Consider the following 12,402-nt stretch of genomic DNA (forward strand, 5'->3'; position numbering starts at 1 on the left):
AAAAGGGTTAAAAAATATTTTGATTTGTAAAAAATATCAGAAAGAAAGACAAATGGGAACGATTGAAGATGAAAGACTTTGATTTTTGGGCTCATCAGAATAGCCTGTCGATCTTTTTTTTGTTCCGAATGTCTATTTTTCTAACTGCAACGCTGGTATATCTTTTCACAGCGTAATGCAAAATACTTTTTTAAGTTTTGAGAAATTAGGATATTGTATATAAACGCAGAAATCCCTCACGCGAAAGCGCAAGAGTTATCAAAAATCTGATTTATAAAAAATAAAATAAGCCCAAAACGAAATGCAAATATACGATATTATTTTAAATAAATAAAAATTTAAATGCCTTTTTTCTGGATTTTATGATTGGAAATTAATACTTTAGCCCTTCAAATAACCATGTAATGAGACATTATTTTTTTTCTAGGGAACTCCTGGCCGGAGTCCTCACATTAGTTACGGTCGTTATTCAGGCTCAGGAACTACCTTACTGGAAGAATGCCAGTATTGTAAAGGTTAATAAAGAATATCCACGGACACTCTTTATGACTTATGATTCCAAAAGTGAGGCTCTAAATACTAAGTTCGAAAATAGTAAATATTATAAATCGCTTAATGGTACCTGGAAGTTCCATTTTGCTGATGCCTATAAGCAGTTGCCTGAAAATGTTACCGATTCTGCTACCAGTACTTCCGGATGGAAGGATATAAAAGTCCCGGGAAACTGGGAAGTTCAGGGATTTGGAACTGCTATTTATGTTAATCATCCTTATGAATTTGTAGAAAGAGATCCTAAGACAAGGCTGCCTAAACAGGCTCCACCTTACATGCCGGAAGAAAACCCTGTAGGCGTTTACCGCAGAGATATTGATATTCCTGCAGAATGGTTGAAAGACAGGACTATTTTTCTGAATATTGGTGGTGCAAAGTCTGGTACTTATGTTTATATCAATGGTAAAGAAGTTGGCTATAGTGAGGATTCTAAAAATCCGGCAGAGTTCAGGATTAATGAATATGTGAAGCCTGGTATTAATAAACTTGCAGTTAAAATATTCAGGTGGAGTACAGGCTCTTATCTGGAGGCGCAGGATTTCTGGAGGATGAGTGGTATTGAAAGGGATGTTTACCTATGGTCTCAACCCAATGTGTCTTTGCGTGATTTCAGAGTGAAATCTACTTTAGATGATAGCTATAAAAACGGAGTATTCCAGTTGGAAATGTCTGTTGCAAATTACGGAAATGGAGATCTTGTAGAGAAAGCAAACTATACACCGATTAAGCCGGCCAGCCCTGTACTGGGTTATGAGCTGCTTGATGCTAAGGGTAAGGTTGTAGCTTCAGCTTCGGCAACAGTAAGTGTAAAAGGAAGAGGAGAGAACGATTATAAATTTCCTGAAATCAAAATACCGGGAGTTTCAACATGGACTTCAGAATCTCCGAATTTGTATAAACTGGTAATGACAGTACAGAACCAAGGGAGTACACAAACCGAAGTGATTCCATTTACAGTAGGATTCAGAAAATTTGAAATAAAGGAGGTAGAAGATAATGGAAGAAAAGATCGTCTGTTTCTGGTAAACGGACAGCCTATAAAATTTAAAGGTGTTAATATCCACGAGCATAATCCGGCAACCGGACATTATGTGACTGAAGATATTATGCTGAAGGATTTTACATTGATGAAGCAAAATAACCTCAATTCTGTCCGTTTAGCCCATTATCCACAATCCCGGAAGTTTTATGAATTGTGTGATGAATTAGGACTTTATGTATATGACGAAGCTAATATTGAAAGCCACGGAATGTACTACGGGAAAGAATCTCTGGCTAAGCACCCGGAATGGCAGAATGCCCATCTGGACAGGACTATCAATATGTTCGAACGCAATAAAAATCATCCTTCAGTAAGTTTTTGGTCATTAGGAAATGAGGCCGGAAACGGGGTTAACTTCGACGTAACCTATAGATGGCTGAAAGAGCGGGAGAAAGATTTTATGAACCGTCCGGTAAATTATGAAAGAGCAATCTGGGGGTATAACTCGGATATGTATGTACCACAATATCCAAGTGCAGCCTGGTTGGAGAAAACCGGGAAAGAGGGATCTGACCGTCCGGTCATTCCTTCAGAATATTCGCATGCAATGGGGAACTCCAGTGGTAATCTGGATCTGCAGTGGCAGGCAATTTATAAATATCCGAATCTTCAGGGTGGTTACATATGGGATTGGGTAGATCAGGGCATTGCACAGAAAGATAAAAATGGGAAAATGTTCTGGGCTTATGGTGGTGATTTCGGAAAGAATATGGCCAGCGATGGAAACTTCCTGATTAATGGTATCGTGAATCCGGACAGAACTCCTCATCCGGCAATGCAGGAAGTGAAGTATGTTCATCAGGACTTTGGTTTTGAAGCAAAGAATCTTTCCAAAGGATTGTTCAGTGTGAAAAATCGTTTCTATTTTACAAATACTCAGGATTATGTTCTGAAATATAATGTTATTGAAAATGGTAAAGTTGTAGCTGAAAAAACAGTTCCGATGAATCTTGGTGCACAGCAAAGCATGGATGTACAGATTCCGGTAAACCTACTGAAACAAGGGAAGGAATATTTTGTAAACTTTGATGTATATACAGCAAAAGCGACAACGCTAGTTCCTAATAACTTTAATATTGCACATGGACAATTCAGACTGCCTTCTGAAATTGTAAAAGAATCTTATAAGCTGGCAACTGTATCGCAGAATATAAAAACGGATCAAAAAGGAAATATAACGATTATAACCGCAGGGAAAGCTGTGCTGACTTTTGATAAAGCAAAAGGTATTGTAAGCTCTTATAAGGTTAATGGTAAAGAATATTTTCAGGATGGATTCGGAATTCAGCCAAACTTTTGGAGAGGCCCGAATGATAATGATTATGGAAGCTCGATGCCGAAACGTCTTCAGATCTGGAAACAGTCGAGTAAAGACTTTAAGGTAACGGAAGTTAATGCTGTAAAGGAAAATGATCATGCACTGCTAAATGCAACTTATCTGTTACCTGCCGGAAATCTGTATAAGGTGCAGTATAAAATTTATCCGGATGGTGTGATGAAGGTAAATGCGGAGTTTACCTCCACTTCTATGGAAGCAAATAATGTTGAAGCTTCAGAAGCTACACAGATGGCAACCTTTACTCCGGAAATGAAAAAAGCCAGGGAGAATTCTTCCAAACTGGAAGTACCGAGAATTGGGGTACGCTTCAGATTACCACAGTCTATGAATAAAGTTCAGTACTATGGAAATGGTCCTGTGGAAAACTATACAGACCGTCAATCCGGAGCCAGAATAGGTATTTATAATACAACAGCAGAGGATATGTATTTCCCTTATGTGCGTCCGCAGGAAAATGGTCACAGAACATTTAACCGCTGGTTCTCTCTTACAGATACCAAGAATGCTGGATTGTTAATTATTGCTGATGATACAGTAGGCTTTAATGCTTTAAGAAATTCTGTAGAAGATTTTGATTCCGAGGAGGCTAAAAACAGACCTTACCAATTCAACAACTTTAGTTCAGAAGAACGTGCTGCTAATTCTGATGAAAAAGCAAAAGATATGCGTCCGCGTCAGACCCATATAAACGATATTGCACCAAGAAATTTCGTAGAAGTATGTGTGGATATGAAACAGATGGGGGTTGCTGGTTATAATAGCTGGGGAGCTAAACCTCTTCCGGAATACAGTATTCCGTCTGACAAAAATTATAAATGGGGCTTTACAATAGTTCCTGTTAAAAATACTCAGGAGATTGCTGAAAAAGCAAACCTGAAATATTAATTTAAGGCTTTTGAAAGTAGGATAAGTAATTCATTCTGCTGCCTGATAAGTCCGATTAGTTCATTCTGATTTTGGATAATTGCCGAAATAGCCCCTTCCGTTATTCTGATTTCTTTTTCTGAAGTATCAGCTGTACGGAGGGGGCTTTCGTCTATAAGTTCTTCAATATAGATATTATAAAATTGTGACAGCTTCAGAATATTATCCAAAGAGGGTTTTGTTGTGCCGGATTCCCATTTGTTATAAGCTGTCTGTGATATTTGTAAAGCCTCGGCTAATTCAGACTGACTTAGCTTTATAGAATTTCTTAATTTTCGCAATTTGGTGTTTAGTTTCATCTTATTTATATATTATAAGGCTTGTGTTAATCATATGTTTAAAGAGTTGTGTAAAACATTAGTTAATTAAAAATAAAACTAATGTACATTTTTTATTTCAAGAATAATTCACATATTTGGGAAAATATTATATGTTGATTTATAGCTATAATAATATTTGTGTGTATAAATGGAAAAAATAGTACCCTTTTTCTTATTATTTGTTGCCAACTTTTGTTTTGCTCAGAATGCTAAAAAGCAGAGTGAAATGAATGTAAAAAATAAAATGGAAGCAAGGCAGCCTCAGGATCCTTCTGTACCGGCGCCACCGGTAAATATTTTTCCGGCTCAGTACCCTAAGGGAAACAGATCTTTTCTTCAGCTAGTGGAAAAAAATATAAATAAAGAGCCTCTGAAGGGACAGCCTAAGAAACTTGATACCAAAATTATCATTAAGGTTGATGGTGATGGTACGGTACTAAATATCTCCACATACGGCATAAATGAAGTATTTAATAAAGAAGTTGAGATAGCCGCAAAGAAAGTATCTACAATGAAATGGACAGCCGCAAAAAACCGTCAGGGTGAAAATGTTATCGATCTTGTTAAACTGCCATTTACAATTGTTAATCAATAAAATACCAAATAAAACATTATGAAAAACCTTAAAAAAATCAAAAGAACAGAGCTTAAAACTATTATCGGAGGAGGGGAGCCTTTACCAGACGGTTGGGGAGTTTGCTTTGTAGATGGAGAACCTGTTTCTACTCCGTGCAATCAATTATGTCCGGACAGAACACAGCCTTTTTGTGCATGGTAGACCCAGACAAATAATCAATAAAATACCAAATAAAATATTATGAAAAACCTTAAAAAAATTAAAAGAACAGAGCTAAAAGCTATTATCGGGGGAGGAGAGCCTTTACCAGATGGATGGGGAGTTTGTTATATAAAAGGAGAGCAAGTTCCTACTCCTTGCGATCAATTGTGTCCGAACAAAATGCAGCCTACTTGTGCATGGATGGATCCAGGAACAAATAATCAATAAAACACCAAATAAAATAAGACATTATGAAAAATCTTAAAAAACTTTCAAGAACAAACCTTAAAGAAATTCATGGCGGAGTCATTATTGGCGGCGGCGGAAGCGGCATAGGTGGCTGTGAAGCTCATTGGATTCCAGGGGATCAGCAGCCAGAACCTGGTATGCCATATGATTGCGGATGCAAAGGGCTGAGATGGTGTCCCGGAATAGGAGCTTGTGTTCACTCAGGTCAGATACCTAGATCAAAATGTGAGACTGGTCTGTAATAAAATAATTTTTAACACCAAATTAAAACATTATGAAAAATCTTAAAAAACTTTCAAGAAACAATCTTAAAGAAATTCAGGGCGGAGCTTTTACAGGTGGATGTAATGCTCATCTTGTTACTGTAGACGATGCACCTGGTGAAGGAATGCCTTATGATTGCGGATGCAGAACACTGTTATGGTGTGAAAAATTAAGCGCATGCGTACAATCAGGACAATATGCTAAAAACTGCAAATCATTGTAACAAATAGTATATTACACTAAAGATAATGGCCGGAAGAAATATCCGGCCATTTTATTTTTCAAAAAGATAGGTAATCTTTTCTCACTTCAGTAACAGATTAACATGTAGCGTCTGCTGATTACGCATGGCCTCTACTTTTACCTGTCCTTTCCATTTAGAAGCCTGATAAACGTTAAGCAAATCACTTGCTTTTTTTATTTCGGTACCGTCCATCATTCTTATGACATCTTTTTCCTGTAACCCCGCCTTTTTTAGCGGGCTATTCGCTTCCAGTTTTACAATGATTCCGCCGTTTTCATCAGGCAGACCAAAAGCAGATCTTTCACCAAGTCCCTCTACCGATTTTATCGTAGCATTTAGAAAGTCAATGCTTGTTATATTTTTATTATTTTCAGTATTGCTTATTAGTTTTGGCAATTCTGGCTTGGCAGCAATTTGCTTTAATCGTGGAATCTGTACACCAAATTGATCCATTGGGAAATTTTTAAAACCCATGCGCAGAGCCGGGGAATTGTTCTGTACTCTGTAATCACCAATTTGTGGATTGATAAAATCAGGATTTCCTGAGATACTATGTTGGTCAGTATTTCTTTTTTGTGCAGCTTGTAAAGCCTTTGTATCCGGAAAGAGGTTATAGTCTATATTTTTGCCCCAGTCATTCATCCCAATTGGAGCATATGGTGTCATTACTATATTATGAGTAAAATAATCATCGCTGTTTTTAAACCACACATGCGGATGAAAACTATTGTTAATCATAATGTTGTTCTCGGCTTTACGTTTAAAACCTTCGCGGAATTTGAGCCCACCATTCAGCATTACATTGTTGTAAATATGGTAATTGGAAGATCCGTCATCCAAATCGATATCCCAACCATGATCACAGCGGAATCTGTTGTTCCGGATAACAGTGGTTTGAATGGCATCCAGTAGGATCAATTCCGGGTGGGCATTGGTAATGCTGTCCATATATTTTCTGTCAGGACTCCAGAAGCGATCTCTTCCCCAGGAATTAAAAGCACCATGATCTCCGGTTTCCAGTACTGTATTGAATACATCATTGAATTCCAGAATATGCCCGCCAAAAGCCCCGTCACCGATATTAATGCCTGCTCTCGGTGTATTGTATATGCTGTTATGCCGTACGGTAATATTGGCTGCAATATCAATCTGTATACCTGTAGCCTGTTTTTCAATCTTACCTATATCATGAATAAGGTTATTTTCTGCAATACATTGCTGTGGATAATGATCGGACTTAGGGCCGGGTGTTTTATCCAATTGTCCATAAGGTACATAATCCTCATACCGGAAAGAAGGAGAACGAACAGCATCTGTTTCTCCTACAAAGGCAATTCCGCTGGCGCCTGCTCCTCTAATATGGTTACCACTGATGGTGTTGTTCTTATTATACCCGCTTAGCATAATAGCATTGCCACCTACATCTGTGAACTGGCAGTCGGTTACTTTTATATTCCGGGTATTCTCCATCAATATAACTCCGCCTCTGTAGATGGTCCAGTCGCTTCGCAAAAGAGGCTCTTTGGTATCCATAAAGCTTCGTTCATTATGCAGGAAACCTATGTTCTTTATTTCTATACCCGATAATGGTGAACCTTCTGTACCTTTTATTTCGATGCTGTTTTTCAATCGGGAAACTGTTATGTTGGTTTGGGAAAGGTTTGTTCCTTTAGGTGGATAATAATAAAGCAATCCTTTTTCTTTATCAGCAAACCATTCACCGGGAGCATTTAGCTCTTCGAAGATATTTTCCACAAAACGGAATTGTTTGTGCAGTGGTGAAGGCCGGTTATTTTGCCAGCCTCCTTCCAGTTTTAGATTGCCCTTTTCATCAGCATCGGTTATACGATAATGAAATCCACCCCATTCTCCGGAATGAAGCCCGTGTACATAACCCCCTGCTGGATTCTTCCATTGCTGCACACGTTCTGGTGCTATGGCATCTGCTGAGGTACCATTGAATATTTTGGCATTTGGATCAAAGTCAGGATAGCGAGCCAGTACTTGTAGTTTTTCATCAGCATAAAGTCTTTCGAAGCTTATGTCTTGTGGAATAGGGGTAACATAAATACCATTTTTATAAGGCTTCCAGTTAGTTTTTAATACTTGTCCGGCGCTTATAAAAGCTTGTTCTCCGGGATAGGAACTTATTAAAAGAGACTTTGTTTTTAGTGTTTTATTATTCAGTACAATAGGCTTCTGAAGATAATAGATACCTTTTCTTAGATAAATAATAAATGCTTTTCCGTTCGCTTTTTCAATTTCCTGTACAGCACGTTCCGGAGTTTTGAAAGGCTTGGCTACAGTTCCGGGGTTATTATCACTTCCGCCGGAAGAAACGTACACTTTGGTCTGGGCGTAGGGGAATAGAGTCCCCAGCAGACAAAATAATAATAAGGTTAGCGTGTTTTTCATGGTTGGTTATATTGTTTTTTTGTAAATATAATTTAAAAAATTAATTTACAGGACTTTATGTTTTTCATTTGGTGTTTTAATGCTGATTCGCTAAAAATAATTTCATAGTTTAGTAAAAACTTTTATACCATTATTAATCATGCGAAAACCACCCTCCGGTTCCGGTGGCAGAATGTTGCTTTCTGTAACCGCAGAAAAGAGTCTTTTTCTGTTTAGTACCCTCATTTTTATTTTTTTTATAGTTCCGAATATCAGAGCTCAGTCTCTACCTCAGCATAGGCTTGAGTTTACAAAACTGGCAACCCGTTGGGATGAAGGTATTCCTTTAGGAAATGGAATGTTGGGATCTCTGGCCTGGGAGAAAAACGGAAAACTAAGGCTTTCTCTGGACAGAGCAGATTTGTGGGATGAACGAAAAGCCCTGGATATTTCCAAGCTAAATTTTAAATGGGTTGAGCAGCAGGTTCTGAAGAATGATTATAAACCTGTTCAAAAGATAGGAGACTGGCCATATGATAATACACCATATCCTACAAAATTACCTGCAGCAGCTTTACAATTTGATATAAAAGCTTTAGGTACAGTGATCTCAAATCAGTTAGAGATTGCAACGGCATTGCATAGTGTCAAATTTAGTTCCGGAGTAGTTTTTCAGAGCTACATACACGCAACGCAGCAAGCAGGATATTTTAGCTTTGATCATATTACTGATGAAAACTTAATGAAAGATCTGTTACCAAAACTGGATGTGCATAATTATAATTCAGGTGCTGCAGCTGAGAGTGACAACAGTCATGCAGGTGAAGGTCTTGGGAAATTGGGCTATGCTAAAGGAAATGTAAAGGAAGAAGAGCATACAATACGCTATCACCAGCCTACTTATGGCGGAAGATTTTTTGAAGTTTTGGTAAAATGGAAAAGAATAGGAAAAGATAAACTGACAGGGAGTTGGACAATTTCCGATAACCAGTCTGCTGCGCTTTCTCTACCTCAGCAATCGATAACGAACTCCGGTGAATGGAAAAGCCATGTGAAATGGTGGAAAGATTTCTGGAGTAAATCTTCGGTAAAACTTCCTGATCAATTGATTGAAAAACAATATTATCTGGAATTATATAAACTGGGAAGTGTAAGTCGTAAGGGAGCGCCGGCGATTACATTACAGGCGGTATGGACAGCAGATAACGGAAGTTTGCCGCCGTGGAAAGGCGATTTTCATAATGACCTGAATACTCAGCTTAGTTATTGGCCTGCCTATACAGGGAATCATTTGCAGGAAGCAGTATCTTTTACAGACTGGTTATGGAAGATAAGACCTGTAAGTCTACAGTATACCAAACAGTATTTCGGCGTAGACGGGCTGAATGTTCCGGGAGTTGTTACCCTAAACGGTGATCCTATGGGCGGGTGGATTCAGTATTCGCTTTCTCCTACAGTAAGTGCATGGTGTGCCCAGTACTTTTACTGGCAATGGAAATATTCTATGGACGATCGTTTTCTTCAGCAAAAAGCTTACCCCTATGTTCATGATGCAGCCGTTTATATGGAGAATATTACCCGCCTGAAAGATGGTGTGAGAAAATTACCGCTAAGCTCGAGCCCGGAGTACAATGATAATTCTGTTAATGCGTGGTTTAAAGACTGGACCAATTATGATCTTTCGTTGGCGCGATTCCTTTTTTCTGCAGCTTCGGAAATTGCAAAAGCTTCCGGCAAAGAGGATGAAGCCACGCATTGGAAAAAAATATTAGGAGAATTGCCTGATTATAATGTAAATGAAACAGGACTTACAGTAGCACCCGGACAAAGTATGGAATCATCTCACAGACATTTCTCTCCTTATATGGCAGTCTATCCTTTAGCATTGCTGGACGTAAATCAGCCTAAGGACAAAGAAATTGTGGATAAGTCCATTCAGCATATTGAAAAGCTAGGAACCCGTGCCTGGGTAGGTTATTCTTTTACATGGATGTCTACATTGTATGCACGAGCTTATCAGGCAGAAAAAGCGGTAAAGCAATTACAGATATTTGCCTCTAACTTTTGCTCCCCTAATAGTTTTCACCTGAATGGAGACCAGAAAGGAGGGCAATATTCAGGATTTACGTATCGTCCGTTTACATTGGAAGGGAATTTTGCATTTGCCCAGGGAGTACACGAACTATTATTACAGAGCCGACAGGGATATATAGAAGTTTTTCCGGCAATCCCCAAAGACTGGAAGAATGTGAGTTTTATTAATCTGCGTGCGGAAGGAGCAGTGTTAGTAAGTGGCAAAATCGATAATGAAAAGCTTATTACTGTGAAGTTGTTTTCGGAAAAGGGTGGAGTAGTGAATGTTAAGCTGCCTAAAGGAAAAATACAACTTACAGAAAGCAAAAATGCAAAAACAGAGATTCTGGATGCAGGCAAAACGGTAATCAACTTTAAACCCGGTGGTTGGGTTAGTTTGCAGATTTACAGATAATATCTATAAAAAATAAGTCCCGGATATTCCGGGACTTATCATTAATTAAACTGTTCTTACTTCTTTACGGGAGCTTTTTCCTGCTTCACAGGAGCTGTTTTTTCAGCCTTTTTCTCAACCTTTTTAGCAGTTTCATGTCCTTTCATTTCCTTTTTAGCAGGTTCAGACTTCTTCTGTGCTGGAGTTGTTTGTTGTGCAGTTGCATAACCTAGTCCAAGAACTAGTGATAATGCCATTAACGTGTTTTTCATTGTACTATTGTTTTAATGTTAGTACTGCGAACCTACAAAGAATTTTCATTACCTGTATGTGCTTAACCCGCTGTTTAACTGTAAATTAACACTTTTAAGAATAGTTTAGCGCTTCTTAAAAAATGATAAAAGGCAAAAAGTGCTTTCTATAAGGCTTTTTCGGCGGTTGTAACAGGAGTCTGGATACGGAAAAGAATAAGTCTGAGTTCCTCTGTTTCAGCTTCTGTCAAAGGCTTTAGCGGACTTCTCAGGGTTCCGCCATCTTCACCCAGAATATGAAGTCCGGCTTTAATAGCTCTTGGTAAACCTTTGGCTACTATAAACTTCAGTAGATCCAGCTGCTGGTAGAAGAGCTGCTGCGCACCTTCCAGATCATTATTTTGTATAGCATTATACAATTCCACATTCAGTTCGGGGATAAGATTGGGAGCAGCTGTACACCAGCCATTGGCACCTGCAGAAAATGCAGCGAGGGCCAGAGGATTGGAGCCATTATAAAAAGCAACTTCCTCGCCCAGTTCTTTTCTTAAATAATGCATGCGTTGTACGTCTCCGGTACTTTCTTTGATCATGGTAACGTTTGGAATTTCCAGTAATCGCTTTAATAAAGCAGGAGACATGTCTACACCACTTGTTGCCGGGTTATTATAGGCCATAATCGGAATAGAGATCTTAGAGGCTACAGCATCGTAATGTTCTACAATTTCGTCATCGGTCAGTTTCCAATAGCTCATAGGAATAATCATTACTGCTGTAGCTCCGGATTTTTCTGCAAATTGTGCATGATATACAGTTTTCTCTGTTGTCAGATTAGATACACCGACCAATGTAGGAACACGTCCGGCAACCTGTTGAATAGTAGCTTCAGTTACGGCTTCTTTCTCTTCATCGGACAAATAAGGTAATACTCCTGTACTTCCTAATGGGGCAATAGCGTGGGATCCTGATGCTACAAGGCGTTCGGTCAATTTTCTGAATAACGGAATATTCACCTTTTCATTTTCGTCAAACGGAGTTATAGGGTATGCTATGACACCTTCGAATAAAGTATTTTTCATTTCGTTTTTTTAATATAGATTATAAATCTCTTCCTTCTTCCTCACGAAGAGCTACGCCAAGATTTTGCAATTGCGGAGCATTTTCACAAGCAATATATTTTGCAGATTCTGTATCACTCGTATTCTGGTGTCTGTGCCAAGCCCATGATGGAATATAGACCGCATCTCCGGCTTCCCATTCCACACGCTCGTCTTCTACTTCTGTCCATCCTTTTCCTTCTATTACATAAAGTACGGTTTCATAAGTATGGCGATGACGATTGGTCAATTGCCCCGGTAGTAAACCACCAATAGTCATACTTACGTTTTTACTGGGAAGGTCTACAAAAAATACAGGGTGTTTTCTTTCTGTGGAAAACTGATCGTGTACTCCTGCTTTTTCCACATTCTTGTGGATAACATGCGTTGGCTTTACATAGACTGGTCTTGCAAAAGTCTGGTGAAAGTCTTTGGAACTAAATTGTTTTGTTTCTTCTGATTTTAACATGATTGATAATAT

12 protein-coding genes are annotated in these 12,402 nt (G+C 38.6%); 7 read left to right on the forward strand and 5 right to left on the reverse strand.

The genetic code is table 11. The annotated features are described in order from the left end of the window. Nucleotides 1-404: 404 nt before the first annotated feature. On the forward strand, nt 405-3,818 hold the full coding sequence (locus AYC65_RS20030) for a glycoside hydrolase family 2 TIM barrel-domain containing protein (RefSeq protein ID WP_034870626.1): 3,414 nt from the start codon (nt 405-407) through the stop codon (nt 3,816-3,818). On the opposite strand, the gene AYC65_RS20035 is transcribed toward AYC65_RS20030, so the two are convergent. Then, nucleotides 3,815-4,156: a helix-turn-helix domain-containing protein gene (locus tag AYC65_RS20035; RefSeq protein ID WP_034870627.1), complete on the reverse strand. Its 342-nt coding sequence runs from the start codon at nt 4,154-4,156 to the stop codon at nt 3,815-3,817. The two genes, AYC65_RS20030 and AYC65_RS20035, sit on opposite strands and share 4 nt — an antisense overlap. A gap of 169 nt (nt 4,157-4,325) precedes the next feature. Here AYC65_RS20035 and AYC65_RS20040 point away from each other — a divergent pair, with 169 nt between their 5' ends. Genes AYC65_RS20040 through AYC65_RS20055 form a run of 5 tightly spaced genes read left to right on the forward strand, consistent with a single transcriptional unit; the run spans nt 4,326 to nt 5,691 of the window. Further along, nucleotides 4,326-4,772, forward strand: coding sequence for a hypothetical protein (locus AYC65_RS20040; protein WP_034870628.1), 447 nt, complete (start codon nt 4,326-4,328; stop codon nt 4,770-4,772). A gap of 18 nt (nt 4,773-4,790) precedes the next feature. Continuing rightward, the gene (locus AYC65_RS20950) at nt 4,791-4,955 is read left to right on the forward strand and encodes a bacteriocin-like protein (protein ID WP_165689200.1); all 165 of its coding nucleotides are present in this window, start codon (nt 4,791-4,793) and stop codon (nt 4,953-4,955) included. Nucleotides 4,956-4,994: 39 nt separating this feature from the next. Then, a complete protein-coding gene (locus AYC65_RS20045; protein WP_034870629.1) occupies nt 4,995-5,183 on the forward strand; it encodes a bacteriocin-like protein in 189 nt (62 codons plus the stop codon). A gap of 23 nt (nt 5,184-5,206) precedes the next feature. Next, the gene (locus tag AYC65_RS20050) at nt 5,207-5,446 is read left to right on the forward strand and encodes a bacteriocin-like protein (protein WP_034870630.1); all 240 of its coding nucleotides are present in this window, start codon (nt 5,207-5,209) and stop codon (nt 5,444-5,446) included. Between the two features lie 32 nt (nt 5,447-5,478). Further along, nucleotides 5,479-5,691, forward strand: a complete 213-nt coding sequence (locus AYC65_RS20055; RefSeq protein ID WP_034870631.1) for a bacteriocin-like protein — start codon at nt 5,479-5,481, stop codon at nt 5,689-5,691. Nucleotides 5,692-5,772: 81 nt separating this feature from the next. Here AYC65_RS20055 and AYC65_RS20060 read toward each other — a convergent pair whose 3' ends face one another. Then, nucleotides 5,773-8,127 (reverse strand): PDZ domain-containing protein, encoded by a 2,355-nt coding sequence (locus AYC65_RS20060; protein ID WP_034870632.1) that lies wholly within the window; start codon nt 8,125-8,127, stop codon nt 5,773-5,775. Nucleotides 8,128-8,266: 139 nt separating this feature from the next. Between AYC65_RS20060 and AYC65_RS20065 the strand changes: the two genes are divergently transcribed. After that, a complete protein-coding gene (locus tag AYC65_RS20065) occupies nt 8,267-10,594 on the forward strand; it encodes a glycosyl hydrolase family 95 catalytic domain-containing protein (protein WP_034870633.1) in 2,328 nt (775 codons plus the stop codon). A 56-nt stretch (nt 10,595-10,650) separates the two neighbouring features. Here AYC65_RS20065 and AYC65_RS20070 read toward each other — a convergent pair whose 3' ends face one another. The 3 genes from AYC65_RS20070 to AYC65_RS20080 form a co-directional block, all read right to left on the reverse strand. Beyond that, complete coding sequence (locus AYC65_RS20070; protein ID WP_034870634.1) at nt 10,651-10,845, reverse strand: hypothetical protein; 195 nt, start codon at nt 10,843-10,845, stop codon at nt 10,651-10,653. Nucleotides 10,846-10,991: 146 nt separating this feature from the next. Beyond that, nucleotides 10,992-11,903: a dihydrodipicolinate synthase family protein gene (locus AYC65_RS20075; RefSeq protein ID WP_034870635.1), complete on the reverse strand. Its 912-nt coding sequence runs from the start codon at nt 11,901-11,903 to the stop codon at nt 10,992-10,994. Between the two features lie 19 nt (nt 11,904-11,922). Then, the gene (locus AYC65_RS20080) at nt 11,923-12,390 is read right to left on the reverse strand and encodes a cupin domain-containing protein (protein WP_034870636.1); all 468 of its coding nucleotides are present in this window, start codon (nt 12,388-12,390) and stop codon (nt 11,923-11,925) included. Nucleotides 12,391-12,402: the final 12 nt, after the last annotated feature.

Origin of the sequence: Elizabethkingia bruuniana, assembly GCF_002024805.1 — a bacterium.
Taxonomy (GTDB): Bacteria; Bacteroidota; Bacteroidia; order Flavobacteriales; family Weeksellaceae; genus Elizabethkingia; species Elizabethkingia bruuniana.